A 25,275-nucleotide genomic window follows, 5' to 3' on the forward strand; every position below is an offset into this window, starting at 1 on the left:
TCAATCAGCGGTCAGAAGCGGCGGCTTCTTGGACCCGAGGCGGGGCTTGTCCGGTCCGTCGAGGGACAGCACAAGTTCGCCATCCTTGACGGAGACCTTGACGATGCCGCCCTTGGTCAGTTTGCCGAAGAGCAGTTCCTCTGCCAGAGGCTTCTTGATGTGCTCCTGGATGACACGCCCCAGAGGGCGGGCGCCCATCTTGTCGTCGTAGCCCTTCTCGGCCAGCCATTCCGCGGCCGGTGTCGTCAGCTCAATCGTCACGTTGCGGTCCAGCAACTGCGCCTCCAACTGCAGGACGAACTTCTCGACAACCTGAATTATGGTGTTTTTCGGCAGCGGCTGGAAGCTGATGACGGCGTCCAGACGGTTGCGGAATTCAGGCGTGAAGGTGCGCTCGATCGCGGCGGTGTCCTCGCCTTCGCGCCGATCACGACCGAAGCCGATGGCCGCTTTTGCCATGTCTGCGGCCCCCGCGTTGGAGGTCATGATCAGGATCACGTTGCGGAAATCGACGGTGCGGCCGTTGTGATCCGTCAGCGAGCCATGGTCCATGACCTGAAGCAGGATGTTGTACACATCCGGGTGCGCCTTCTCCATCTCATCCAGCAGCAGCACGCAATGCGGGTGCTGGTCGACGCCGTCGGTCAACTGGCCGCCCTGGTCAAAGCCAACATAGCCCGGAGGCGCCCCGATCAGGCGAGAGACGGCGTGCTTCTCCATGTACTCGGACATGTCAAAGCGCAGGAGTTCAACGCCAAGCTGGTCTGCAAGCTGTTTCGCCACCTCGGTTTTACCAACGCCGGTCGGACCTGCGAAGAGATAGTTGCCGATGGGTTTTTCCGGCTCCCGCAGACCGGCGCGGGCCAGTTTGATTGCCGACGACAGCGCCGTGATGGCGGTGTCCTGACCGAAGACCACCCGCTTGAGCGAGGCTTCAAGATCCTTGAGAACCTCAGCATCGTCTTTCGACACGTTTTTCGGAGGGATGCGGGCGATCTTGGCGACCACGTCCTCGATCTCCTTGGTGCCGATAGATTTACGGCGCTTTGACTGAGCGACAAGATGCTGTGCCGCGCCAGCTTCGTCGATCACGTCGATCGCCTTGTCGGGGAGTTTTCGGTCATTGATATAGCGTGCCGAAAGTTCGACGGCGGTCTTGATCGCGTCGTTGGTGTATTTGATCGAGTGATGTTCCTCAAAGTAGGGTTTCAGGCCCTTGAGGATTTTCACTGTGTCTTCGACAGAAGGCTCGTTCACGTCGATTTTCTGGAAGCGACGCGACAGAGCGCGGTCCTTCTCGAAATGCTGACGGAACTCCTTGTACGTGGTGGAGCCCATGGTGCGCAGCTTGCCGCCCTGAAGGGCAGGCTTCAGCAGGTTGGAAGCATCCATAGCCCCGCCAGAGGTGGCGCCGGCGCCGATCACGGTGTGGATCTCGTCGATGAAGAGCACGGAATCGGGGTGATCCTCGAGTTCCTGAACAACGGCTTTCAAGCGCTCTTCGAAGTCGCCGCGATACCGGGTCCCGGCAAGAAGCGCGCCCATGTCGAGCGAGAAAATCGTGGTTTTCGACAGAACATCGGGAACTTCGCCGGCGATGATCTTGCGTGCGAGACCTTCTGCAATGGCCGTTTTGCCCACGCCGGGATCCCCCACCAGAAGCGGGTTGTTCTTACGACGGCGGCACAACACCTGGATGCAGCGTTCGACTTCGTGGTCACGACCGATCAGCGGATCAATGTCGCCTTCTTCGGCTTTGACATTCAGATCGACGCAATATTTCGCCAATGCAGATTCCTTGTCCTGGCCGGAGGAGGAAGACGACGATGCTTCGGAGGCTTGCGCCTCTTCCTCGGCATCAGTCGCGCCTTGCACGGGGCGCTGCTCACCATAGGCAGGGTTTTTGGCGACGCCGTGCGCGATGAAGTTGACCGCGTCATAGCGGGTCATGTCCTGTTCTTGCAGGAAATAAGCCGCGTTCGATTCCCGCTCGGCAAAAATCGCCACCAGCACATTTGCACCGGTTACCTCTGTGCGGCCGGAAGACTGAACATGGATCGCCGCGCGCTGGATCACGCGCTGGAAGGCGGCCGTTGGAACCGCTTCCGACCCTTCGATGTCTGTGACCAGATTGGCGAGATCTTCGTCGATGAATTCCACCAGCGTGGTGCGCAGGTCCTCGGTGTCGACCGAGCACGCCTTCAGCACGCGGGAGGCATCAGGTTCGTCGACCAGCGCCAACAGCAAGTGTTCGAGCGTGGCGAACTCGTGGCTGCGCGAATTTGCCAACGCCAGCGCCGAGTGAATTGCCTGCTCAAGGGTGTTCGAGAATGAAGGCACGTTGTGCTCCTCTTGTCTGCGCTGTCCATCGGGATCAGCATTGCCCCGTTAGGTTAAAGTTTGGTCGATTAATCCGCGGCTTCAAGTTTTTTCTTTTCACACATCCGTCACATCGGGCCAAATAACATGGCCTGCTGCCGCTTCGGGCATCGCGCTTGCTGGCATTTGACCAGCCTCTGCGCGACAGGAAGTCCCGGATCTGTCCGATGGAGCAGGTCAGAACTTGTCCTTGCGGGCACGGATCTCGGTAAAGACCTCGAGGTCCGTAGCATCCTGCATGTTCATCGCCTTTTTGACCAAAGGCTGACCTGCACGCAGGAAGGGATTCGTCTGGAGTTCGAGGGAAAGCGGCACTTGCGCCGTGGGTTGCCCCTTGGCGCGGGCCGCGGTGATCATCTGTGTCCTAGAGATAAGCGCGTCGTTCTCAGGGTCAATAGTCTGGGCGAAGGCTGCGTTCGATGCGGTGTATTCGTGCCCGGAACACACAATGGTGTCCGGGTTCAGCGCCGCCAGCGTCGACAGGCTGTCCCACATCATTTCCGGAGTGCCCTCGAAAATGCGGCCGCACCCAAAGGCCATCAGGCTGTCGGCGGTAAAGACATATCCCGCCTGAGGATAGTGGAAGGCGACGTGGCCCAGCGTGTGGCCCGGAACGGCAATCACTTCGCACAGCCCTTCGCCTTCTCCACCGTAGGTGCCTGGCTCCAGAGCCATGTCCAGCTCGGGCAGTTTGTGTGCTTCGGCCTCGGGGCCCGCGACCTTGCAGCGGTATTTCTCGCGCAGTTGTGCGACGCCGCCCACGTGGTCATGGTGATGGTGAGTGATCATGATGACGTCCGGTGTCCACCCGCGCTGGTCGAGCGCAGCGATCAGCGGTTCCGCCTCTGGCGCGTCGATCACGGCAATGCCATCCGGCCCCTTCACGATGTAGGCGTAATTGTCCGAGAGGCAGGGGACGGTTACAATATCCAATGGCATGGTGTTTCCCTGAATGCTTTGTAAGATGGGAACAGGGTGGACGATCCTGCCCGGGGACACAACTGCGGTTGAGATTGGAGAGACTATGCACCTGGATGTGCAGGCGTTGCGCGATTTCTATTACCGCAGTGCGCTGGGGCGCGCGGCGCAACGGATCGTGCGCGACGAGGTGCTGCGCCGCTGGAGCCCCGAGGATGTCCAGGGCCAGACAATGGTGGGCTATGGCTTTGCCGTGCCGCTGCTGCGCCCCTACCTGAAGGATGCGCGCCGGGTGACCGCCTTGATGCCTGCGCCGCAGGGGGTGATGCCCTGGCCTGCGGGAATGCCCAACGTGTCGGTGTTGAGCGAGGAGACGCTTTGGCCGCTGGAAACCGGCCACGTGGACCGTCTGATCCTGATGCATGGTCTGGAAACATCCGAACGCCCCTCGGATCTGCTCGATGAAGCGTATCGCGTGTTGGGGCCAGGGGGGCGGGCGCTGTTTGTGCTGCCCAACCGGTCGGGTCTGTGGGCGCGGGCGGACTGGACGCCCTTCGGCTATGGGCGCCCCTATTCGATCGGCCAGTTGGAAACCCAATTGAAGAAGCATGATTTCGTGCCTGAACGCGCGCTGTCGGTGCTGTATCAACCGCCGTCGGGGCGACGCTTTTGGATGAAGACCGCGCCGATGTGGGAAAAGCTGGGCCGAATGATCCCGGTGACTGCAGGGGGGGTGATGCTGGTGGAAGCTTCCAAGCGCTACCCGCCCACCCGTGCGGGATTGGGCGAGCGCCGTCGGGTCCGCAATCCATTGGGCGTGCTGGCCCCCAAACCGGGCAAGGTCGCAGGCCCGGTCTGAGTGTTGCTGTCTGCCGGTCAGGCACGCAGGAGGCTCACGCGCTCAGGAGGCCTTGTGCGGTGCGGTTGTTTCGGGCCAGCGTCGCGCCAAGATCGTGCTCTGGAATTGTCCGGCAGACGCCCGGCGGCGCGCAGGTAATTCTGCTGCCGAATTGCCAAAGAGCCGGTTGAAAAACTGAACTGAAGGGTGCACTTGTGGTTTTGGTGACGGTTTCAGCGCTGCGCTTCGCGTGGACGAAGCCGCAATCTGTGTGGTTTTCGCCTCTACGACCTGCGCGGAATCGCCGCTCCAGACGCTAAAAACTGCGCTTTTATTGCATCATCTTTGGGCACAGATGGTCGCATATCACGCAACCTTATGAAATCGTTAACTTTAGCGCCCACGGCCAAGATGTCTAAGGATGTTGCGACGTCCGGGTGGCTCTGCTACATCCGCCACGATTTACCTGCCTTGGCCAAAATCAGGGCGCAAAGATGCCTTCGGACGCCTCGCCATTCGGCGGGAGCGTGACGGGGGCCGCAAACCGGAAGGGTGGACGTGTCTGACAGCTCGATTTCCTCCGGCATCGCCGAACGGTATGCCACCGCCGTCTTTGAGATCGCCAAGGAGAATAACAATCTCCCGCGTCTCGAAGAAAACCTTAACGACCTGAGCGCCGCCTTGGACGAAAGTGCCGATCTGCGTGAACTCCTGGTCAACCCGGCCTACTCCCGCGAGGAGCAGGGCCAGGCCATCGGCAAGATCGCCGATGCCATGGGTTTGATCGACGCGCTGAAAGGGGCGCTGGGGGTCATGGCCTCCAAGCGTCGCCTGTTCGTGGTGCCCGCTTTGGTGCGTCGCCTGCGCGAGATGATCGCTGCAGAGAAGGGCGAAGTGACGGCAGAGGTGACCTCGGCGCAGCCGCTGACCGACGAACAGTCGGCAAACCTTGCACAGACCCTAAAAGAGAAGGTTGGCAAGGACGTTAAGATCAATGCTACCGTCGATGAAACCCTCATCGGTGGTCTTATCGTAATGGTGGGCTCGAAAATGATCGACACGTCGATCCGCTCGAAGCTCAACTCCCTCCAGAATGCAATGAAAGAGGTCGGATAAATGGGTATCCAAGCTGCAGAGATTTCTGCGATCCTGAAGGACCAGATCAAAAACTTCGGCCAGGACGCCGAAGTTGCTGAAGTGGGTCGCGTGCTGAGCGTTGGGGACGGTATTGCCCGTGTCCATGGCCTCGATAACATCCAGGCCGGCGAGATGGTCGAATTTCCTGGTGGCATCATGGGCATGGCGCTGAACCTCGAAACCGACAACGTCGGTATCGTGATCTTCGGCTCTGACCGTGACATCAAGGAAGGCGACACCGTCAAGCGGACGAACTCCATCGTGGACGTTCCCGCGGGCAAGGGCCTGCTGGGTCGCGTCGTCGATGGTCTCGGCAACCCGCTGGACGGCAAGGGCCCGATCGAATTCGAAGAGCGCCGCGTCGCCGACGTCAAAGCGCCGGGCATCATCCCGCGTAAATCCGTGCACGAGCCCATGGCGACTGGCCTCAAGGCCGTCGACGCCATGATCCCGATCGGCCGTGGCCAGCGTGAGCTGATCATCGGCGACCGTCAGACCGGCAAGACCGCCGTGGCCCTTGACGCGATCCTGAACCAGAAGTCCTACAACGACGCCGCCGCGTCCGACGACGACAAGCTGTACTGCGTGTACGTCGCCATCGGCCAGAAGCGTTCGACCGTTGCGCAGCTGGTGAAGAAGCTCGAAGAATCCGGTGCGATCGACTACTCCATCGTCGTGGCCGCCACAGCGTCCGACCCGGCCCCGATGCAGTTCCTGGCACCCTATGCCGCGACCGCAATGGCCGAGTACTTCCGCGACAACGGCAAGCACGCGCTCATCGTCTATGATGACCTGTCCAAGCAGGCCGTGTCCTACCGCCAGATGTCCCTGCTGCTGCGCCGCCCGCCGGGCCGTGAAGCATACCCGGGCGACGTTTTCTACCTCCACTCGCGCCTGCTGGAACGGTCGGCCAAGCTGAACGAAGACAACGGCTCCGGTTCGCTGACGGCTCTGCCGATCATCGAAACCCAGGGTGGTGACGTGTCCGCGTTTATTCCGACCAACGTGATCTCCATCACCGACGGTCAGATCTTCCTGGAAACCGAACTGTTCTATCAGGGCGTTCGCCCTGCCGTGAACACCGGTCTGTCCGTGTCTCGTGTGGGTTCCAGCGCTCAGACCGACGCTATGTCCTCCGTGGCTGGCCCGGTGAAGCTGTCCCTCGCGCAGTATCGTGAAATGGCCGCGTTCGCGCAGTTCGGCTCCGACCTCGACGCCGCGACCCAGCAGCTGCTGAACCGTGGCGCCCGTCTGACCGAGCTGATGAAACAGCCGCAGTATTCGCCGCTGACCAACGCGGAAATCGTCTGCGTCATCTTCGCCGGCACAAACGGCTACCTCGACAAGGTTGCGGTTGGCGACGTTGGCCGTTTCGAAAAAGGCCTGCTACAGTTCCTGCGTTCGAAGAAAGCCGATTTCCTGAACTGGATTGAAACAGACGATCCCAAGTTCAAGAAAGGCGAGCCGGTTGACAAGATGAAAGCGGTTCTCGACGAATACGCAGCGGACTTCTCGTAAGAGGATCATCCGATGCCAAATCTCAAGGATCTCAAAAACAGGATCGCGTCGGTCAAATCGACCCGCAAGATCACCAAGGCCATGCAGATGGTCGCGGCTGCAAAACTGCGCCGCGCCCAAGATGCGGCCGAAGCGTCCCGCCCTTATGCGGAACGCTTCAACGCGGTGATGGCGTCCCTGGCCGCATCTGTCGGCGATAGCGATACGGCACCCCGCCTTTTGGCGGGGACCGGCAAGGACGACGTGCAGCTGCTGGTGGTTCTGACCGCCGAGCGCGGCCTGTGCGGCGGCTTCAACACAAACATCGTCAAGCTGGCCAAGGCCAAGATTGCCGAACTGAAGGGCGCGGGCAAAACCGTGAAGATCCTGACAGTCGGCAAGAAGGGCCGTGAACAGCTGAAGCGTGAGTACAGTGACCTCTTCGTGGGACACGTGGATCTGTCCGATGTAAAGCGTCTCGGCTATGGCGACGCGCAGAACATCGCGAAGGACATCCTGTCGCGCTTTGACAACGGTGAGTTCGACGTGGCGACGATCTTCTTTGCCAAGTTCAACTCTGTGATCTCTCAGGATCCGACGGCCCTTCAGGTCATCCCGGCATCCTACGAGACCACTGACGAGAGCCAGGCGGATGCGGAGACCAGCCAGTACGACTACGAGCCCGACGAAGAGGCGATCCTCGCTGACCTGCTCCCCCGTGGTGTGGCGACGCAGATCTTCACGGCGTTGCTCGAAAATGCCGCCTCCGAACAGGGCGCGCGCATGTCGGCAATGGACAACGCCACCCGCAACGCGGGCGACATGATCGACCAGCTGACCATCGAGTATAACCGCTCGCGTCAGGCCGTCATCACCAACGAGCTTATCGAAATCATTTCGGGCGCCGAGGCGCTCTAAGGAACCCGGAGAGAAACCAATGACAGCACTAGGCAAGATCACTCAGGTGATTGGCGCCGTGGTCGACGTCCAGTTCGACGGCCACCTGCCGGCAATTCTTAACGCGCTGAACACCGACAACAACGGCAAGAAGCTGGTCCTCGAAGTGGCCCAGCACCTTGGCGAGAACACGGTCCGCACCATTGCTATGGACGCGACCGAAGGTCTCGTTCGTGGTCAGGAAGTGTCCGACACCGGCGCTCCGATTTCCGTGCCGGTCGGCCCCGCTACCCTGGGTCGCATCCTGAACGTTATCGGCGAGCCCGTGGACGAAGGTGAACCGATCAACGCTGACGAATATCGTCCGATCCACGCCGACGCGCCCGCGTTCCAGGATCAGTCCACCGAATCCGAAGTCCTCGAGACAGGCATCAAGGTCATCGACCTGCTGGCGCCGTACTCCAAGGGCGGCAAGATCGGCCTGTTCGGCGGCGCCGGTGTGGGCAAGACCGTTCTCATCATGGAACTGATCAACAACATCGCAAAGGTGCACTCGGGCTACTCCGTGTTCGCCGGTGTTGGTGAGCGGACCCGTGAAGGCAACGACCTGTACCACGAGATGATCGAATCCAACGTCATCAAGCCCGACAACCTGTCCGAATCGCAGGTGGCGCTGGTTTACGGTCAGATGAACGAGCCTCCGGGTGCGCGTGCACGTGTTGCTCTGACCGGCCTGACGCTGGCCGAGCAGTTCCGCGACAGCTCCGGCTCCGACGTTCTGTTCTTCGTGGACAACATCTTCCGCTTCACGCAGGCCGGTTCCGAGGTGTCCGCACTTCTGGGTCGTATCCCCTCCGCTGTGGGCTACCAGCCGACACTGGCGACGGACATGGGCCAGATGCAGGAACGCATCACCTCCACCAAGAATGGCTCGATTACGTCGATCCAGGCCGTCTACGTTCCCGCGGACGACCTTACCGACCCGGCGCCAGCAACGACCTTTGCCCACCTGGACGCAACCACGGTTCTCAACCGCGCGATCTCCGAGCTGGGCATCTACCCGGCCGTTGACCCGCTCGACTCGAACTCGCGTCTGATGGACCCGCAGATCGTTGGCGAGGAGCACTACCAGGTGGCTCGTGACGTTCAGGGGATCCTGCAGCGTTACAAATCCCTGCAGGACATCATCGCCATCCTCGGGATGGACGAACTGTCCGAAGAGGATAAGCTGACCGTGGCCCGTGCCCGTAAAATCCAGCGTTTCCTGTCTCAGCCCTTCGACGTTGCGAAAGTGTTCACTGGCTCGGACGGTATTCAGGTTCCGCTGGAAGACACCATCAAGTCGTTCAAGGCTGTTGTCGCCGGCGAATACGACCACCTCCCCGAAGGCGCCTTCTACATGGTTGGCGGCATCGAGGAAGTGATCGCCAAAGCCGAGAAAATGGCTTCGGACGCTGCCTAATCCGGTTGGGGCTGGACGGGTGTGACCCGTTCGGCCCCGCCGTTCACCATCCTGCGCATGGGGGCCTTGGCCAACCATGACGCGCCAAAGGAGTTTCACATGGCAGACACGATGCAATTCGACCTCGTCTCGCCGGAGCGCAAGCTCCTGTCGGCGCAGGCAAAGTCGGTGCAGATCCCCGGTTCCGAAGGCGACCTGACCGCCATGCCGAACCATGCTGCAACCATCACCACCCTGCGTCCCGGTGTGCTGACCGTCGAAACCGACAAAGGCACCGAGAAATTTGTCGTGACCGGCGGTTTCGCTGAAATCGGCGAGACCGTTTCCGTCTTGGCGGAAAAGGCGTTGCCCGCAGCGGACGTGGATCAAAAGACCTACGAAGCTTTGGTCGCAGAGGCACATGAGGCCTACAAGCAGACCAAGGTGACCTTCGAGAACGAGCCCGGCCCCGTGGATGACGCAGCCAAGTTGCTGCAGGACATGGTCGCCGTGGGGACCCACATCGGCCTCGACCCTATGCAGCCCTCGCTTTAAGGGTTCTTGAAACCGTTTCAGGAAAACCCCGCGCCACATGGTGCGGGGTTTTTTGCATTTCGGCAAAAATAACCTTAATACTCCGGCTAAAGTGACCCATCTGTGCACATCTTCGCCGGAGAACTTTCTGTCGCAGCAATCAGATGTTCCACTGTGTCACGGGACGGGCTAGATGGGCGGCAAGCCCCTACCGCACGGAGATCCCCATGGACTTTGCCCTCGACTGGACGAGCCTGCTGCGCGAATTCGTCACGCTTTTCGTTGTGGTCGACCCTATCGGTACGCTTCCGGTGTTCTACTTTGCCACCGCCGCTGTGCCTGCCGCGCTGCATTGGAAGTTTGCCGTCCGCGCGGTGTTGGTGGCGTGGATCGTTTTGCTTGGTTTCCTGGTGGGCGGACAGCTGCTGCTGGAGGCACTGGGGCTACGCTTTGGCTCTTTCCAGATTGCCGGCGGCATCATCCTTTTTCTCTTTGCTCTGACCATGATCTTTGGCGAAAGCAAACCCGACCATGAAATCGTGGAGGCCGAGAAAGGCCACCTGGCGGGGGCGGTCTTTCCCCTTGCCATGCCGTCGATCGCGTCGCCCGGGGCGATGCTGGCGATTGTCGTTCTCACAGACAACCACGCCCATTCGATCCCGGATCAGGTGTTGACGGCCGTTCTGCTGACAGCTGTGTTGGCGCTGACTCTGGGTCTGCTGCTTTTGGGCGCGCGTCTGAAGCGTGTCCTTGGCTCCACCGGGGCGAGCGTCATCAGCCGTGTTATGGGCATTATACTGGCCACTGTCGCCGTGGATGCAGTGCTGGGTGGATTGGATGCCGTCGGGGCGATGCAGCTCGACAGGGCCACCAACGGCGGCGTGCCGGCCGAGGTTACGATTTCAGAGTGATTCCCGGATAGATTGCGGGTATAGCCGGTGCAAAAGACGAAAGAGCAGTCATGCGCAAATTCCACGCGTCGACCATGGGGGTCGATCAGGGCAACGAGGACATCTTTGCCGACTTTCTGGATGGTGGCGAGATGTGGACTGGGGAAGGCACACGGGAACGCCGCAAGCCCATCGAGTTCAGCGAACAATTTCGGTCCCGCCCGGTTGTACAGGTTGGCCTGTCGATGTGGGATATGGACAACAGTGCCAATTTACGGGCTGACGTGGCAGCGGACAAAGTGACCGAACGCGGATTTGAACTGGTGTTTCGCACATGGGCCGACACAAAGGTCGCGCGCATCCGTATGAACTGGCTCGCCATCGGTGAGGTCGCCAGCGAGGACGATTGGGATCTAGAGGTTTAAGCCGACTGCCGCTTGGACAGAAAAAAACCCGGCCACGAGGACCGGGTTGCATGATCTCGCTTTCCGGCAATCGTTCAAAGAATGCCTTCGTAGATTGGACCGAGTGTCTCTGTCTCGAACAGGGAGGACACCGATGTCCCGTTCCAGATGTTGAGGATCGACTGCGCGAACATCGGTGCCGTAGGCAGAACGCGAATGTTCGGTGCGTCGGACACCGGGCCTGTGGGCTGGATCGAATCGGTCAGCACCAGCGTCTTGAGGACTGAATTGGTGATCCGTTCCACCGCCGGGCCGGACATGACCCCGTGCGAGATATAGGCGTGCACTTCGGTTGCGCCGTGCTCCATGATGACTTCGGCTGCCTTGCAGAGCGTGCCAGCCGTGTCACACATGTCGTCGACAATAATGCATTTCTTGCCGGTGACGTCGCCGATCACGGTCATCTCGGCAATCTCGCCGGGCTTTTCGCGGCGCTTGTCGACGATGGAGAGGGGGGCGTTGATTCGCTTCGCCAACTCGCGCGCGCGGGCCACGCCGCCGACGTCGGGGGAGATCACCATGACGTCTTCGAGGTTGTCGAACTGGTTCTGGATGTCCAACGCAAAGATCGGCGAGGCGTAAAGGTTGTCCACCGGAATGTCGAAGAAGCCCTGGATTTGCGCCGCGTGCAGGTCCAGCGTCAGGATGCGTTCGATGCCTGCTTCGACCATCATGTTGGCCACCAGCTTGGCGGTGATGGGCGTGCGGGCCTTGGTGCGGCGGTCCTGACGGGCATAGCCGAAGTAGGGGATCACGGCGGTGATGCGTGACGCAGAGGACCGGCGCAGCGCGTCGGCCATGATCAGCAGTTCCATCAGGTTGTCGTTGGCGGGGTTCGACGTGGGCTGGATGACGAACATGTCCTCGCCGCGCACGTTCTCGAACACCTCGACAAAAATTTCCTGATCGTTGAAGCGCTCGACGCGGGTCTCGACCAGACCGACGGACATTCCGCGGTACAAGGACATGCGGCGGGCGATGGCTTCGGCCAGCGGTCGGTTGGCATTGCCGGCGATCAGTTTCGGCTCAATGACGGTGGGCATGGGCAGCGTGCTCCGTAGAGGATAGATGACGGATTCGTGACGTGTTGCGCACCCGTTAACACGGGCCTAGGGTGCTGCACCAGCACGGTAAAGGAGGGCGCGGCATATGGCGCGGATTGACTACTATCTATCGGTGATCTCGCCGTTTTGTTACTTTACCGGAACGCGTGTTGCGGAAATTGCGAAACAGAATGGCGCTGACCTGGTGTTCAAGCCGGTCGACATCATGTCGCTGTTCCAGCGGACCGGCGGCACGGCCTTGGGCGATCGCCACCCGTCGCGGCAGGCCTACCGCTTTCAGGAGCTTGCCCGCACATCCAAGAAGACCGGCCTGCCGTATCACGCCAAGCCGATGTTCTTTCCCACCAACCCGGCCCCCGCGTCCTACGCGATTATCGCGGCACAGGACGCCTTTGCCAAAACCGGGGAGGGCGACCTGCAAGCGCTGGTCTTCTTCCTCCTGCGGGCCTGCTGGGCAGAGCAGAAGGACATCGCCGAGGATGCCGTCGTGGGCGACGCGCTGGAGGCCGCGGGCTTTGACCGGGGGCTGACCTTCACCGGCATGCTGTCGGGTGCGGAGACCTATGTGCGCAATCTCGAAGAGGCGGTCGAGGCCGGTGTATTCGGCGCGCCCTTCTGGGTCTGCGACGACGGAGAGATGTTCTGGGGCGTGGATCGGTTGAACGATCTGGACGCGCATCTCAAAGGCGACTTGTGACCAATCTGCGCAGTCGTCGGTTCACTGACGGGCCCGTGCTGCCCTTGGCGCTGCACACGGGTCTTGTCAGCGCCGGGATGTAGAAGGAGCTGGACCCCGTTTGCCGCGTCTGGCGCCGCAACCGGGGGTTCAGGCTTTCTTCTTGCCAACCTTGGGTTCGGTGCCGGCGCGCAGACGATTGATGTTGTCCTTGTGGCGCCACAGCACGATCAGCGTCAAAAGCAAAGCGACGATGGTCAGGTCCGTCCGGCCCAGCACCAGTGTCCACGGCGCTACGGAGGCTGCTGCGACAATCGCACCGACCGAGGAAATCTTGGACAGGTAAAACGCCACCAGCCACGTCGCACAGCAGAGCAGCCCGATCGGCCAGGCCAACGCCAGCATGGTGCCGAGGAACGTCGCCACACCTTTGCCGCCCTTGAACTTCAGCCAGACGGGGAAGCAATGGCCCGCCATGGCCGCGAGACCGGCCAGTTGTGCCGCGCCGTCGTCGCCTGCGATGAAACGCGCCAGAAGCACGGCCACCGCACCCTTGCCACCGTCCAGCAGCAGAGTCGCCAGCGCAGCGGGCTTGTTGCCGGTGCGCAGCACGTTGGTCGCGCCGATGTTGCCCGAACCGATCTGTCGCAGATCGCCAAGGTTCATGGCGCGTGTGATGAGCACGCCAAACGGGATCGACCCCAACAGGTAGCCCAACACGGTCCAGAGCAGCAGGGTCATGCCTGGCCCTCCGCGAACACTCGGTCGCCCGAGACCCATGTGCCCAGCACGCGGCCTTGCAGGCGCGCGCCGTCAAATGGGGTGTTCTTGGATTTCGAGCGCAGCTTGAAACGGTCCAGCACCACAGGCTTGTCCGGATCAAACAGGACCAGATCGGCGGGGGCGCCTTCGCTCAGACGGCCACAGTCGAGGCCCAGCAGCTTGGCAGGGTTAAAGGACAGCGCTCTGAACAGGCAGGGCAAGGACAGCTCCTCTGCGTGGTACAGGCGCAGGATCACGGGCAGCATCGTCTCCAGCCCGACCGCACCAGAGGCGGCTTCCTCGAACGGAAGGCGTTTTGATTCCTCGTCCTGAGGCGTGTGAAAGGAGCCGATCACGTCGATCAGGCCAGAGCGGATGGCCTCTACAATGGCTTTGCGGTCGTCCTCGGAGCGCAGCGGCGGCTTCACTTTGAAGAAGGTCCGATAGTCCGCGAGGTCCATTTCATTCAGCGTCAGGTGGTGCATCGAAGTGCCGGCCGTGACCTTGAAACCATTCGCCTTCGCCCGCTCCAGCGCGGGCAGGGCGCGGGCCGTGGTCAGCTGATCGACATGGTAACGCACGCCGGTCATTTCCACGAGGGCGATGTCCCGGTCGAGGCCCATGCGTTCCGCCATGGGCGACACCGACGGCAGTCCGCGCAGCGAGGCGAATTTTCCAGAGGTCGCCGCCGCGCCTTTGGACAAGCCGGGGTCTTGTGGATGGCCGATCACCAATGCGCCAAGGCTGCGGGCATAGGTCATGGCGCGCGACAGAACCTTGTTGTCGGTCACCACGTGGTCGCAGTCGGTGAATGCCACGGCGCCGGCATCCATGAGGAAGCCGATTTCCGTCATCTCTCGGCCTTCGCGGCCCTTCGTCAGCGCGGCCATGGGGCGGACGTTCACCCGCGCTTCGTCCGTTGCACGGCGGCGGATGAAGTCGAGCTGTTCGGGCGTGTCGATGGGCGGGTTGGTGTCGGGACGGGTGACCATGGTGGTCACGCCCCCGGCGGCAGCGGCCTGACCGGCGGTGCCAAAGGATTCCTTGTGACGCTCGCCCGGCTCGCCCACCTTCACGCCGATATCGACAATGCCGGGCGCGAGGCATTTGCCAGCGCAGTCAATCACGGTGACATCGGTTTTATCCAGTGCGGCCAGCGCGTCGCCGCTGTTGCCGTCTTGCAGGATAATCCGGGTGATTTTTCCGTCGGTCACCAACAGCGCGCCGATCTGGTCGGTATCACCTTCGGGGTCGATCAATCGGGCGTTGGTAAAGAGCGTCTGGGTCATGCGGGCCAAGTCTTTGTGTGTTTCTTTTCGTCTATGCCATATCGCCGCGTGGGGAAAGCGCAGAGGGGCTCTGTCCACGCTTCCCCAAGGTGTTGTCTGCCGTGAACAAGGGCTGTGTCAGCGTGCTGGCAAGGCGGAGACGATGGTCGCGTGCGTGGCAGCGGGATCGCGTTGGAATTTAATCAGATGTTTGTTGCCATCGTGGGTGATGACCTGAACCGCCGCCCCCACGGTGCGGACCTCTGCGATATCGTCCAGCGCCACACCGCGCCCACCGGGGCCCGCAAGGCCGGTCGGAGAGAGGCTCCAGACTTCGGCCAAGGCCTCATCCTTGAGAAACCAGCCGCGCACCGCGACAGCCGCGAGACCGCCGATGGCACCGGTCCAGATGTGGGCGTTGCCCAGCAGCCAGAGGATCAGCATGCCACCCGCCATGGCCAGCGCGGCCATGATCCAATGGGTTCGAATGTAAGTGGCCTGGTCCGGGGGAAATGTGGTCACGGCGCGGGCCTTTACAACAGAAAGTACAGGCCCAGCACGATGAGGATCGCGAGGCCGACCAGTGTGAACAGCAGCGGGCGGGAGAAGGACGGACCTGCCACGGGCGCGCCTCCACTGCCTTCGCCTTTGGCGGAGGGGGTTCGCAATGCCGCGCCACGCCCGCGGGCGGCCGTGATGGCGTAGCTGCCCACATGGCGCAGCGGGCTGGCAACGTGCAGCGTCTGGCTGGTGGCCTCGAACGCTTGGGGCGGAAGGATCACCGCATGGCCCCGGAGCGCGTCGATGCGGCTTTTGTCTTCGCCAAGCGCGCGAGAGGGGACATCGTAGGCTTCCGTAAGGTATTGCGACAGGCGCATGGGTCCAAGGTCGCGCAGGTCCACGGTTTCCACGAAGGCGGGGCGCAGATGGGTCGCGCCGAGGCCATATTTCAGCGGCCATTCACCGGTGCCGGCCATGGTGGTGAACCGATCCACCGCCTCGGGCGGCAAATCGAGGTGCAGCACATGCACGGTAGAGGTGTCGGAGCCGTTGATCTCGATTTGTGACATGGGGCCTCAGCCAAAATAATGTGTGAAAATAAAAAACGCGCAGCGATCACGTTCACCGCGCAAAAAGGTCAGACCATGACGGTTTTCGGGCGGGCGCGTAGGTTGCGGGCCAGCAGATCCATGGCGGCCATCCGCACCGCGACGCCCATTTCCACCTGATCCTGAATCACCGAGCGATTGATGTCGTCGGCAATGGTGCCGTCGATCTCGACACCCCGGTTCATCGGACCAGGGTGCATCACGATGGCGTCAGGCTTGGCATGGGACAGCTTTTCGGCGTCCAGCCCGTAGCGGTGGTAATATTCCCGCTCCGACGGGATGAACCCGCCGTCCATGCGTTCCTTTTGCAGGCGGAGCATCATCACCACATCCGCGTCGCGCAGGCCTTCGCGCATATCGTCGTAGACCTCCGCCCCGAATGCGTCGATTCCCGCGGGCATCAGGGTCGGCGGGCCGACCAGACGGATACGGTTTTCCATCTTGTGCAGCAGCAGAAGGTTCGACCGGGCCACGCGGCTGTGGGCCACATCGCCGCAAATGGCGATGGTCAACCGATGCAGGCGACCTTTGGCGCGGCGGATCGTGAGCGCATCCAGCAAGGCCTGTGTCGGGTGTTCGTGTCGGCCATCGCCTGCGTTCAGGACGGCGCAATTCACCTTTTGCGCCAGCAGGTCGACGGCGCCGGAATGTGGATGACGCACCACCAAAAGGTCGGGGTGCATCGCGTTCAGGGTCAATGCCGTGTCGATCAGCGTCTCGCCCTTTTTGATCGAAGACGCCTGCATCGCCATGTTCATCACATCCGCACCCAGACGCTTGCCCGCCAATTCAAAGCTGGCCTGCGTACGGGTGGAGTTCTCAAAGAACATGTTGATCTGGGTCATGCCCGCCAGCGCCTGAGCGTTCTTGTCGCGGCCCCGGTTGTAGGTGGCGTATTGATCCGCCAGATCAAGAAGAGTCGTGATCTCGTCGGGGCGCAGGGGTTCGATCCCCAGAAGGTGGCGATGGTCGAAGCGCATGGTCATCCCTGATGTGGTTGGTGCCGTGTTTAGGCAGGTGCCGGGCGTCTCGCAAGAGCGCGGTGGTTAACCTTTCGACCAAGAGGTTTTTTACAAAGCCAAACCGCGGGCGATTTTCCTTTGCCGCGAGGGGGCGTAGAGTGGGCGCCATGGAATCGGCACTGGATTGGCACGCCGCCCGCGCGGCGCTGGAATGGCAGATGGAAATGGGCGTGGCAGAGGTGCTCTGTGATGCGCCTGTGGACCGTTTCGCGCTCGAAGATGTGGCAAAGGAAGCGCGCGCCGCAAGGCGACGCGGTGGCACTGGCATGTCCGGCGCGGCCACGCCCATTCTGGAACCCGAGGTCGATCCCGTGGCCGAGGCAACTGCGGCGGCGCAGGCTGCGGGCACCTTGTCATCTTTGCAAGCGGCCATGGCGGCCTTTGAGCATTGCGAACTGAAACGCGGGGCCCGGAACCTCGTTTTTTGCGACGGGGTGCAGGGCGCGCGTGTGATGATCGTTGGCGAGGCCCCGGGCCGCGATGAGGACCGTGAAGGTAAGCCCTTTGTGGGGGCGGCAGGCCAGTTGCTGGATCGGATGCTGTCGGCCATCGGCCTCAGCCGCACCGAATCCGTGTACATCACCAACGTCATGCCTTGGCGGCCACCGCAAAACCGCGACCCCAAGCCAGAGGAAATGGCCATGATGAAGCCGTTTCTTGAGCGTCACATCGCGCTGGCGGCACCGGATGTTCTGGTGATTGCGGGTAACATTTCCTGTCAGGCTTTGCTTGGCAAACGTGGCATCACCCGGCTGCGTGGCCAATGGACCGAAGCCTGCGGCAAGCCCGCGCTGCCCATGTTCCATCCAGCCTACCTGCTGCGCAATCCGGCGGCCAAGCGCGAGGCGTGGACCGATTTGCTGTCGCTCAAGGCGCGCCTGAAAGACCAGACATGATTGTTGAGCCATTGATGCTGCTGACATTTTTGCCGGTTGGTCTTGCTCTGAACATCACACCCGGCCCGGATATGCTGTTTTGCATGGCCCAGGGCCTGCGAGGCGGCACCCGCTGTGGCTGGGCGGCCTCTGCCGGGGTGGCGTCGGGCGGAATCGTTCACGTGCTTCTGGCGGGCTTGGGCCTTGGCGCGCTTGTGGCGGCCTTGCCCGGCGCGTTTGACGTGATCCGCTGGGCGGGCGCTGCCTATCTGGCGTGGATCGCTTGGAAGACGTGGCACACGCCGCTGGCAGGCGTGGATGCGCCGCCACTTTCGCCCGCGCGTGCGGCACGACAGGGCTTTGTCGTGAATATGACCAACCCGAAATTCATCCTGTTTGTGTTGGCATTTGTGCCGCAGTTCGTGGACCCAAGCCGGGCTGTTCTGCCGCAATTCCTGATTTTCGGCACGATGATGAGCCTCGGCGGTTTGGTGGTGAACGGTCTGGTCGGACAGTTTGCCGGACGCCTGCGACATCACTTGAGAGGCGGCACGCGCACCGAACGCGGCTTGCGCTACGCCTGTGCGACCCTGTTCGGCGGCTTGGCGCTGCGACTGGCGGTCTGAGCGCCCGCTTGACACTGGACGGGCGCTGCCGAAAGTGGCGGCACCCACTCCCTAACCAAGAGGCCGCCCATGTCGCGCATCGACGAAAGCAAGGCATTCATTCCTGTCCGAATCGCGATTCTCACGGTCAGTGACACACGCGGGCTGGAGGATGACCGATCCGGGGACACTCTGGTCGCCCGCCTGACTGAGGCGGGGCATTTGCTGGCAGATCGCGCAATCGTGAAAGACGAGCGCACGGTGATCGCCGATCGCTTGCGGGCATGGTGTGCCGACCCGGAGGTGGACGTAGTGATTTCTACCGGCGGCACAGGTCTGACGGGGCGCGATGTGACGGTAGAGGCGCATCGCGACGTCTATGAAAAAGAAATCGACGCCTTCGGAACCGTCTTCACCATGGTGTCTTATGCGAAAATAGGCACGTCCGCAGTGCAAAGCCGCGCCACGGGCGGTGTCGCGCTGGGCACTTACCTGTTCGCGCTGCCCGGATCGACGGGTGCGTGCAAGGACGCCTGGGATGAGATACTCAAGTGGCAGTTGGATTATCGGCACCGGCCCTGCAACTTTGTCGAGATTTTCCCACGTCTCGATGAACATCAGCGACGGAAGTGATCCGATGGGCCGTGTAAGCTCGTAACATATGGATACGTCTGCGGGTTGGTTCGGCGGTCAATCTGTGGAGTATGGACTGTGGTGCGGGTTGCGATGGGCGGCCCGCCGAGGGAGGCGACCCATGCGCTTTTTCCGAAAGAGCCTGACGGGCCTGTTTCTTTTTGCCTTAACGCTCGGCATGTTGGCTTGGGCGGGCATCATGGTGCGTGAGGCCGTGCAGGCCCGCATCAACGAGGAGCCGCGCGAACGCGCCGCCCGTGAACGTGTGTTCACTGTCAACACGGTGCAGGTCACTCCGGGCCGGGAAGTGCCCATCCTGTCGGTCTTTGGCGAGGTGCAGAGCGCCCGCACTCTGGAGCTGCGCGCCGCAGCAGGGGGCACTTTGATGGACCTTGATCCGGCGTTCGTCGAAGGCGGCGAGGTCACAGAAGGCCAGCTTCTGGGGCGGATCAATCCGGCGGATGCGCAGTCGGCGCTGGACCGGGCCGAAAGCGATCTGCTCGACGCGCAGGCCGAAGGCCGTGAGGCACAGCGTGCCATCGGCATTGCCCGTGATGAGTTGACCGCTGCCGAAGAACAGGTGGCCCTGCGCGACAGGGCTTTGCGCCGGTCGCAGGACTTGCTGGAACGCCGCGTGGGGACTGAAGCTGCGGTGGAGACGGCAGAACTGGCGTTGTCCACGGCGCGTCAGGCGGTTCTGACCCGCCGGCAGGCCGTCGCTACCGCCGAGGCGCGCATCGACCAGGCCGCAACGGCGCAACGTCGCGCAGAGATCGCTCGCGACGAAGCCCGCCGGCGGCTTGACGACACCGAAATCCGCGCCGCTTTCGACGGCGTCTTGACCGAGGTCACCGTTGTCGCGGGGCGTCTGGTCTCCGCCAATGAGCAACTGGCGCAGCTTGTCGATCCGGCCGCACTGGAAGTGGCGTTCCGCGTTTCCACCCCGCAGTACGCGCGTCTGATCGGCGCGGACGGTCGCTTGCGTGGTGCGCCGGTGCAGGTTGTTATGGATGTCTTTGGCGTCAGTTTGACCACGTCGGGCACGCTGTCGCGCGAAAGTGCATCTGTCGGCGAAGGGCAGACCGGACGTCTGTTGTTTGCGACGCTCGACGCCGCGCGCGGATTCAAGCCGGGCGATTTTGTGACCGTGCAGACCAAGGAGCCGGCGCTTGAAAATGTGGCCCGTCTGCCTGCCACCGCGCTGGGCGCGGATGGCGCGGTGCTGGCGCTTGGCGACGACCGGCGGTTGCAGGTGGTTCCCGTGACGCTGGAACGCCGACAAGGCGATGAGGTGCTTGTGCGCGCCGAGGATCTTGCAGGCCGTGAGGTCGTGGCACAGCGCACGCCTTTGTTGGGCGCGGGGATCAAGGTCGAGGCACTGCGCCCGGAAGGGGCAGAGGACGCCAACGTGACCGACGCCGACACCACAGACCAAATGCTGGAGCTCAGCGCCGAACGTCGCGCCGCGCTTGTGGCCTTTGTCGAGGGCAACAGCCGTATGCCGGAGGAGGCGCGCACGCGCGTTCTTGCGCAATTGCAACAGGACCGCGTGCCCGCCGATGTGGTGGCCCGGATCGAGGAACGCATGGGCGGCTGAACGCCCCCGCGTCACGCCCCCATGGGGGCATGGGAGAGACGACAATGGCACGCGACTTGTCCAAGGCAGCGGGCGGCATCCTGGGGTATTTCACCCGGCACCCTACGCTGTCGAACCTGATCCTCGTGATTCTGCTGGCTGCCGGTCTTCTGGCTGCGCCAAACATGCGGGCGCAGTTTTTTCCGGATATCATCAGTGACGAAATCGATGTCTCTGTCCGCTGGGACGGTGCCGGGGCAGAGGACGTGGACGCCGCAATCGTGCAAGTGCTGGAACCGGCGCTGCTGTCTGTCGAAGGGGTCGCCGCGTCTGAGGCGCGCTCTCGCGAGGGCAGTGCGAGCATCGAGCTGGAATTCGAGCCCAACTGGGACATGGGCCGCGCGGCAGACGAGGTGCAGCAGGCCGTGGACGGCATCACCGGCTTGCCTGAGGAGGCGGACACGCCCGAGGTGCGGCGCGGAGGGTGGCGCGACCGGGTGACAGATGTGGTCATCACCGGTCCTGTGGGCGTGGACCAACTGGCGCGCTTTGCGGATGAATTTGTCGTCCGCCTTTTTGCCGAGGGGGTCACACGCTCCACCATTCGGGGAGTCGCCGCGCCGCAGGTTGTGGTCGAGGTCCCCTCTGCCAGTTTGATCGAACATGATGTTACCATGGCCCAGATCGCCGATGCCATCGCCGCAGAGGTCAACGCGGACCCGGCGGGCGATGTGGACGGTGCCGGAGCGCGGGTGCGCACCGGTGTCGAAAAGCGCAGCGCCGAGGATGTTGCGGGCATTTCGTTACGCGCACAGGCAGATGGCACCAAGCTGACCATCGGCGATGTGGCCCGCTTGCGCCAAGAGGGCGTGGACCGTGAACGCAGCTATTTCGTCGGAGAGAATTCGGCGATTTCCGTAAGGGTGGACCGATCTGACCGGGGCGACGCCATCGCGATCCAGAAACAGGTCGAAGAGGTCGCAGCGGTTTATCAGGCCACCTTGCCCGACGGCGTGACCATTGATCTGATCCGCACCCGATCCGAGGCGATCACCGGGCGCCTGAATATCCTGCTCGACAATGCGTCGATGGGCTTGTTGCTGGTCGTGGCACTGCTGTTTTTGTTCCTGAACACGCGCACGGCCTTTTGGGTGGCGCTGGGCATTCCCACGGCGCTGCTGGCGGCGATTGCGCTGATGTATGTGGGCGGGCTGACGCTGAACATGATATCGCTGTTCGCGTTGATCATCACGCTGGGCATCGTTGTGGATGACGCCATCGTGGTGGGGGAACACGCCGATCATCTGTCGCGCAACGGTCACGGCCCGTTCGAGGCCGCGGAGCGCGCCGCCAACCGCATGGCGCTGCCGGTGTTTTCCGCGACTCTCACGACGGTGATCGCTTTCTTCGGCCTGACGGCAATCGGTGGGCGGTTTGGGAATATGATCTCCGACATCCCCTTTACGGTGATCATGGTGCTGCTGGCGTCGCTGGTGGAGTGCTTTCTTATTCTGCCCAACCACATGGCCCACGCTCTGACCCCAAGGGAGCGGACCGGGTTTCGCGCATGGCGTGCCGGGGCAGGTCTTTTTGGCCACACGCTTGTGACCATGCTGGCGGTCGGTTTGATCGTGCTTGGGGCACTGTCACTGCCCGGCGCGCTGGACAATTCATGGGCCAGTTTCGGGGCCAGCTTTGGGGACAGTCCGGCTTGGCTCCAGGGGTTGCATGCCTCGGCGCTGACGGCCCGGTCCGGGCTCTTCGGGCTGGGGTGGATGGGCGCATTGGGCTTTGCGGTTCTGGTGGCCGTGGTGTTGGTGTTGCGGCTGTTGCGCATGGCCCCTGAACGCCGCGCAATGGAGCTGCGCAGCCTTTCCGACATGGGCATCGACAGCGCCTCGCGCACCGTGAACCGGGGCTTTCGCTGGGTGCGGGAGGCCTTGTTCCGCCCGTTGATGCACTTGGTCGTGGCCGCGCGCTACGTGGTGCTGGCCGGGGCCGTGGTGGCTCTGGCGGGCATCGCGGTGCTGTTTATCAACGGCGATGTGCAATGGCGTTTCTTCAACGCGCCGGAGCGTGCCTCGGTCACCGGTAACTTTGCCATGGTGCCGAGCGCCACACGCGCCGACACCATCGCCCAGCTGCGCCTGCTGCAACAGACCACCAACGAGTTGGCTGCCGAATATGAGGAACGCTACGGCCGCAATCCCTTGTCCTATGTGATTGCCGAAATTGGCGGAAACTCCGGTCCCAGCCTTGCGGGCGCCGACACCAAGGATGCCGACCAGCTTGGCGCGATCTCCATCGAGCTGATCGAGGCAGACCTGCGGCCCTATTCCTCCTTCGCCTTCGTGGGCGAACTTCAGGAACGGGCCGGGCGTCATCCGCAGGTCGAAACGATCTCCTTCCGGGGGTGGCGATCGGGTCCCGGTGGCGATGCGCTGGATGTGCAGTTCTCGGGCGCAAATGCCGACACGTTGAAGGCCGCCGCCGAAGACCTCAAAGCCGCCGTCACACAATTCCCCGAAGTCTCGGCGGTGGAGGACAGCCTGTCCTATGACAAGGCTGAGCTGATCCTCGAATTGACCCCGCAAGGCGAAGCGCTTGGCTTTGACATCGACGGGTTGGGCCGGGTTCTGCGCAATCGTCTGGGCGGGATCGAAGCGGCGACCTTCCCGGTTGGTCCGCGCTCTGCCGAAATACGCGTCGAACTGCCCGACGGGGAACTGACGGCGGATTTCCTCGAACGCACCATGCTGCGCACGCCGGAGGGGGCCTACGTACCGTTGGCCGACATTGTCCGCGTGGATCAGCGCACAGGCTTCAGCACCGTGCGACGCGAGAATGGTGTGCGGCTGATCTCTGTCACCGGGGACATATCAGAGGATGATCCCGCCCGCGCCACGGAGATCATGCAGGCGCTGGAAGATACCATTCTTCCCGCCATCTCGAACAGGCTGCAAGTGGACTACGCCCTGTCCGGTCTGTCGGAGCAGGAGAGTGAATTCCTCGCGGATGCGCAACTGGGGCTGTTGATGGTGCTTCTGGGGATCTACCTCGTGCTGGCGTGGGTGTTTGCCAGCTGGACGCGGCCGTTGGTGGTGATGGCGATCATTCCCTTTGGACTTGTGGGCGCGATTTACGGCCATTGGCTTTGGGATATTCCGGCGAGCATGTTCACGGTGGTGGGGTTGCTGGGCATGACTGGGATTATCATCAACGACTCGATCGTATTGGTGACGCAGATCGACGAATACGCAAAGGATAGAGGACTGGTGCCCGCCATCATCGACGGCGCGGCAGACCGCTTGCGCGCGGTGTTCCTGACCACTGCGACAACGGTTCTGGGCCTCGCGCCGTTGCTGTACGAGAATTCCTCTGATGCGCAGTTCCTGAAACCGACGGTGGTGACGCTGGTCTACGGTTTGGGCTTTGGCATGGTGCTGGTTTTGCTTGTGGTGCCGTCGCTGGTCGCGGTGCAACACGATGTGGGCAAGGCGTGGGGGGCGCTCAAGCGGGGCTGGCGTTTCCGCTCAGGCGCGGTGCGCGGCGTGCTTTTGGCAGGGACCGCAGCGGTGCTGGGCTGGCTTGTGGCGACCTTGGGCTGGGTCGCGGCAACGGGCAGCCTGCCTGCGATGCTCGGGGGCGGCGGGGCAGGGGCCGCGTTGGGTGTGTTCCTGGCAGGGTCGGCCGCGCTGGCGCTGGGGCTTTATGTGCTGGTGGCGTTGGTCTGGGGTCTGACGGCAGGGCGGCGCAATGCATTGGGCGACCGGAAGGCGGGGTGACCCCGTCTCCCTCGCCGCGCTGAAGGGTCAATGGCAGCCGCGAATCTCCACCGGCATGGGACCTCCCAGAACGGTGATCGTCATGGCAGAGCGATCCAGCGCAAAAGCCGCGCGTGACGTATGGGACACTCTGGTTTGTGACACCAGCTGACCATTCTGGATCGACGTTTCGGGATCGGCCACCCAAAGCTCGGGATCGGGGAATTCGATGACAGTCTCTTCGCGCCCGGTGGCGCCGGGCATGTCCAGCGCAACGGTCAGGCCAAGACCACGCTCGGCTGCAGAGACCTGACAGTGCACCCGCGTGATGCCTGCGTCGGCAGCCCGATACGGCAGATCGGCCATCGCGGCGGCAATGCGCGCATCGGGTTTGCGGGCGGCGGCGGGCAGATTGGCTTGGATCGTCAGGCGTTGTGGCAGGCAGACATCTTTGCATATCCCGATGTCGATGGTGCCGCTCAACCGCGCATCCCGCGCGCCATTGCGCAGATCGACCCGCAACGGAAGAATCACTTCGTGTTTGTAGCCGACCGACCGCATCCCCGATTGCCAGAACACATCGGGGCTGGGCCAGGACACGGTCACATCGTCCAGATTGCGCGAGCCGCTCCAATCGAAGCTGGGCGGAATACCCGCATCTCCGGGACTGCGCCAATAGGTCTTCCAGCCGTCTGCAAGCTCCAGCCGCAGGGCGGCCACATGGTCGCCATTGGAGAGCCGCCAGCCCGGCAGCAAAGTTGCCCGAACCTGGCCATCGAAGCTTTCGGCCTGACTGGCCATCGGTAGAAGAGAGAGCAGAAGGGCAGCAAAGATTTTTGTCATATCCAATCAGATGCTCTGGAATGCGCTGAAATGGAAGTCACCTTGCGGTGAGAGGCTTGTCAGCGGTGGCGTGAAGGACACGT

At 62.4% G+C, this 25,275-nt stretch carries 23 protein-coding genes; 14 read left to right on the forward strand and 9 right to left on the reverse strand.

What is annotated here, in order from left to right; genetic code table 11:
- Together clpA and gloB are read right to left on the reverse strand one after the other, a co-directional pair.
- On the reverse strand, positions 1 to 2,340 hold the full coding sequence (clpA, locus tag J4E08_RS07260) for an ATP-dependent Clp protease ATP-binding subunit ClpA (protein WP_349537907.1): 2,340 nt from the start codon (positions 2,338 to 2,340) through the stop codon (positions 1 to 3).
- A gap of 216 nt (positions 2,341 to 2,556) precedes the next feature.
- The gene (gene gloB, locus J4E08_RS07265) at positions 2,557 to 3,318 is read right to left on the reverse strand and encodes a hydroxyacylglutathione hydrolase (protein WP_349537908.1); all 762 of its coding nucleotides are present in this window, start codon (positions 3,316 to 3,318) and stop codon (positions 2,557 to 2,559) included.
- A gap of 85 nt (positions 3,319 to 3,403) precedes the next feature.
- Between gloB and J4E08_RS07270 the strand changes: the two genes are divergently transcribed.
- The 8 genes from J4E08_RS07270 to J4E08_RS07305 all read left to right on the forward strand — a co-directional run bounded on the left by J4E08_RS07270 (position 3,404) and on the right by J4E08_RS07305 (position 10,956).
- A complete protein-coding gene (locus J4E08_RS07270) occupies positions 3,404 to 4,156 on the forward strand; it encodes a class I SAM-dependent methyltransferase (protein ID WP_349537909.1) in 753 nt (250 codons plus the stop codon).
- A gap of 531 nt (positions 4,157 to 4,687) precedes the next feature.
- Positions 4,688 to 5,251 carry a F0F1 ATP synthase subunit delta gene (locus J4E08_RS07275; protein ID WP_183962873.1) on the forward strand — a complete coding sequence of 188 codons (564 nt, stop codon included), beginning with the start codon at positions 4,688 to 4,690 and terminating at the stop codon, positions 5,249 to 5,251.
- Complete coding sequence (gene atpA, locus J4E08_RS07280) at positions 5,252 to 6,790, forward strand: F0F1 ATP synthase subunit alpha (RefSeq protein ID WP_183962874.1); 1,539 nt, start codon at positions 5,252 to 5,254, stop codon at positions 6,788 to 6,790.
- 12 nt (positions 6,791 to 6,802) lie between these two features.
- Positions 6,803 to 7,687, forward strand: a complete 885-nt coding sequence (locus J4E08_RS07285; RefSeq protein WP_183962875.1) for a F0F1 ATP synthase subunit gamma — start codon at positions 6,803 to 6,805, stop codon at positions 7,685 to 7,687.
- Between the two features lie 19 nt (positions 7,688 to 7,706).
- Positions 7,707 to 9,128, forward strand: coding sequence for a F0F1 ATP synthase subunit beta (atpD, locus tag J4E08_RS07290; protein WP_183962876.1), 1,422 nt, complete (start codon positions 7,707 to 7,709; stop codon positions 9,126 to 9,128).
- A gap of 99 nt (positions 9,129 to 9,227) precedes the next feature.
- Positions 9,228 to 9,662 (forward strand): F0F1 ATP synthase subunit epsilon, encoded by a 435-nt coding sequence (locus J4E08_RS07295; RefSeq protein ID WP_183963012.1) that lies wholly within the window; start codon positions 9,228 to 9,230, stop codon positions 9,660 to 9,662.
- Positions 9,663 to 9,868: 206 nt separating this feature from the next.
- Positions 9,869 to 10,552, forward strand: coding sequence for a MarC family protein (locus J4E08_RS07300; protein ID WP_183962877.1), 684 nt, complete (start codon positions 9,869 to 9,871; stop codon positions 10,550 to 10,552).
- A 50-nt stretch (positions 10,553 to 10,602) separates the two neighbouring features.
- Positions 10,603 to 10,956, forward strand: coding sequence for an H-type lectin domain-containing protein (locus J4E08_RS07305; RefSeq protein WP_349537910.1), 354 nt, complete (start codon positions 10,603 to 10,605; stop codon positions 10,954 to 10,956).
- 74 nt (positions 10,957 to 11,030) lie between these two features.
- Here J4E08_RS07305 and J4E08_RS07310 read toward each other — a convergent pair whose 3' ends face one another.
- The gene (locus tag J4E08_RS07310) at positions 11,031 to 12,038 is read right to left on the reverse strand and encodes a ribose-phosphate pyrophosphokinase (protein ID WP_349537911.1); all 1,008 of its coding nucleotides are present in this window, start codon (positions 12,036 to 12,038) and stop codon (positions 11,031 to 11,033) included.
- 106 nt (positions 12,039 to 12,144) lie between these two features.
- Between J4E08_RS07310 and J4E08_RS07315 the strand changes: the two genes are divergently transcribed.
- A complete protein-coding gene (locus J4E08_RS07315) occupies positions 12,145 to 12,756 on the forward strand; it encodes a 2-hydroxychromene-2-carboxylate isomerase (RefSeq protein ID WP_349537912.1) in 612 nt (203 codons plus the stop codon).
- A 129-nt stretch (positions 12,757 to 12,885) separates the two neighbouring features.
- Here J4E08_RS07315 and plsY read toward each other — a convergent pair whose 3' ends face one another.
- The 5 genes from plsY to J4E08_RS07340 form a co-directional block, all read right to left on the reverse strand.
- Complete coding sequence (gene plsY, locus J4E08_RS07320) at positions 12,886 to 13,476, reverse strand: glycerol-3-phosphate 1-O-acyltransferase PlsY (protein ID WP_349537913.1); 591 nt, start codon at positions 13,474 to 13,476, stop codon at positions 12,886 to 12,888.
- Positions 13,473 to 14,786: a dihydroorotase gene (gene pyrC / locus J4E08_RS07325; protein WP_349537914.1), complete on the reverse strand. Its 1,314-nt coding sequence runs from the start codon at positions 14,784 to 14,786 to the stop codon at positions 13,473 to 13,475. The genes plsY and pyrC overlap by 4 nt, the downstream gene beginning before the upstream one ends.
- A 117-nt stretch (positions 14,787 to 14,903) precedes the next feature.
- Entirely contained in the window at positions 14,904 to 15,287 is a 384-nt protein-coding gene (locus J4E08_RS07330; protein WP_349537915.1) for a hypothetical protein, read from the reverse strand.
- An 11-nt stretch (positions 15,288 to 15,298) separates the two neighbouring features.
- Positions 15,299 to 15,835 carry an aspartate carbamoyltransferase catalytic subunit gene (locus J4E08_RS07335; RefSeq protein ID WP_349537916.1) on the reverse strand — a complete coding sequence of 179 codons (537 nt, stop codon included), beginning with the start codon at positions 15,833 to 15,835 and terminating at the stop codon, positions 15,299 to 15,301.
- A 68-nt stretch (positions 15,836 to 15,903) separates the two neighbouring features.
- Positions 15,904 to 16,854 (reverse strand): aspartate carbamoyltransferase catalytic subunit, encoded by a 951-nt coding sequence (locus J4E08_RS07340; RefSeq protein ID WP_183962885.1) that lies wholly within the window; start codon positions 16,852 to 16,854, stop codon positions 15,904 to 15,906.
- Between the two features lie 149 nt (positions 16,855 to 17,003).
- Here J4E08_RS07340 and J4E08_RS07345 point away from each other — a divergent pair, with 149 nt between their 5' ends.
- The 5 genes from J4E08_RS07345 (at position 17,004) to J4E08_RS07365 (ending at position 24,370) form a co-directional block, all read left to right on the forward strand.
- Positions 17,004 to 17,792 carry a uracil-DNA glycosylase gene (locus J4E08_RS07345; protein WP_349537917.1) on the forward strand — a complete coding sequence of 263 codons (789 nt, stop codon included), beginning with the start codon at positions 17,004 to 17,006 and terminating at the stop codon, positions 17,790 to 17,792.
- A complete protein-coding gene (locus J4E08_RS07350; protein ID WP_349537918.1) occupies positions 17,789 to 18,397 on the forward strand; it encodes a LysE family translocator in 609 nt (202 codons plus the stop codon). Before J4E08_RS07345 ends, J4E08_RS07350 begins: the two co-directional genes overlap by 4 nt.
- A 69-nt stretch (positions 18,398 to 18,466) precedes the next feature.
- Complete coding sequence (gene moaB, locus J4E08_RS07355) at positions 18,467 to 19,009, forward strand: molybdenum cofactor biosynthesis protein B (RefSeq protein ID WP_349537919.1); 543 nt, start codon at positions 18,467 to 18,469, stop codon at positions 19,007 to 19,009.
- Between the two features lie 121 nt (positions 19,010 to 19,130).
- A complete protein-coding gene (locus J4E08_RS07360) occupies positions 19,131 to 20,606 on the forward strand; it encodes an efflux RND transporter periplasmic adaptor subunit (protein ID WP_349537920.1) in 1,476 nt (491 codons plus the stop codon).
- Between the two features lie 44 nt (positions 20,607 to 20,650).
- Complete coding sequence (locus J4E08_RS07365; RefSeq protein WP_349537921.1) at positions 20,651 to 24,370, forward strand: efflux RND transporter permease subunit; 3,720 nt, start codon at positions 20,651 to 20,653, stop codon at positions 24,368 to 24,370.
- Between the two features lie 27 nt (positions 24,371 to 24,397).
- On the opposite strand, the gene J4E08_RS07370 is transcribed toward J4E08_RS07365, so the two are convergent.
- Positions 24,398 to 25,192, reverse strand: coding sequence for a protein-disulfide reductase DsbD domain-containing protein (locus tag J4E08_RS07370; protein ID WP_349537922.1), 795 nt, complete (start codon positions 25,190 to 25,192; stop codon positions 24,398 to 24,400).
- Between the last annotated feature and the right edge of the window lie 83 nt (positions 25,193 to 25,275).

Source organism: Sagittula sp. NFXS13 (assembly GCF_040148795.1).
Lineage (GTDB): Bacteria > Pseudomonadota > Alphaproteobacteria > Rhodobacterales > Rhodobacteraceae > Sagittula > Sagittula marina.

Coding starts and splice junctions, on each gene's coding strand:
- atpD (WP_183962876.1), top strand. CDS start 7,707: ATGACAGCACTAGGCAAGATCACTCAGGTGATTGGCGCCGTGGTCGAC.
- J4E08_RS07315 (WP_349537912.1), top strand. CDS start 12,145: ATGGCGCGGATTGACTACTATCTATCGGTGATCTCGCCGTTTTGTTAC.
- J4E08_RS07365 (WP_349537921.1), top strand. CDS start 20,651: ATGGCACGCGACTTGTCCAAGGCAGCGGGCGGCATCCTGGGGTATTTC.
- pyrC (WP_349537914.1), bottom strand. CDS start 14,786: ATGACCCAGACGCTCTTTACCAACGCCCGATTGATCGACCCCGAAGGT.
- J4E08_RS07285 (WP_183962875.1), top strand. CDS start 6,803: ATGCCAAATCTCAAGGATCTCAAAAACAGGATCGCGTCGGTCAAATCG.
- atpA (WP_183962874.1), top strand. CDS start 5,252: ATGGGTATCCAAGCTGCAGAGATTTCTGCGATCCTGAAGGACCAGATC.
- J4E08_RS07350 (WP_349537918.1), top strand. CDS start 17,789: ATGATTGTTGAGCCATTGATGCTGCTGACATTTTTGCCGGTTGGTCTT.
- J4E08_RS07310 (WP_349537911.1), bottom strand. CDS start 12,038: ATGCCCACCGTCATTGAGCCGAAACTGATCGCCGGCAATGCCAACCGA.
- plsY (WP_349537913.1), bottom strand. CDS start 13,476: ATGACCCTGCTGCTCTGGACCGTGTTGGGCTACCTGTTGGGGTCGATC.
- J4E08_RS07270 (WP_349537909.1), top strand. CDS start 3,404: ATGCACCTGGATGTGCAGGCGTTGCGCGATTTCTATTACCGCAGTGCG.
- J4E08_RS07370 (WP_349537922.1), bottom strand. CDS start 25,192: ATGACAAAAATCTTTGCTGCCCTTCTGCTCTCTCTTCTACCGATGGCC.
- J4E08_RS07345 (WP_349537917.1), top strand. CDS start 17,004: ATGGAATCGGCACTGGATTGGCACGCCGCCCGCGCGGCGCTGGAATGG.
- J4E08_RS07335 (WP_349537916.1), bottom strand. CDS start 15,835: ATGTCACAAATCGAGATCAACGGCTCCGACACCTCTACCGTGCATGTG.
- gloB (WP_349537908.1), bottom strand. CDS start 3,318: ATGCCATTGGATATTGTAACCGTCCCCTGCCTCTCGGACAATTACGCC.
- moaB (WP_349537919.1), top strand. CDS start 18,467: ATGTCGCGCATCGACGAAAGCAAGGCATTCATTCCTGTCCGAATCGCG.
- J4E08_RS07305 (WP_349537910.1), top strand. CDS start 10,603: ATGCGCAAATTCCACGCGTCGACCATGGGGGTCGATCAGGGCAACGAG.
- J4E08_RS07340 (WP_183962885.1), bottom strand. CDS start 16,854: ATGCGCTTCGACCATCGCCACCTTCTGGGGATCGAACCCCTGCGCCCC.
- J4E08_RS07295 (WP_183963012.1), top strand. CDS start 9,228: ATGGCAGACACGATGCAATTCGACCTCGTCTCGCCGGAGCGCAAGCTC.
- J4E08_RS07360 (WP_349537920.1), top strand. CDS start 19,131: ATGCGCTTTTTCCGAAAGAGCCTGACGGGCCTGTTTCTTTTTGCCTTA.
- J4E08_RS07300 (WP_183962877.1), top strand. CDS start 9,869: ATGGACTTTGCCCTCGACTGGACGAGCCTGCTGCGCGAATTCGTCACG.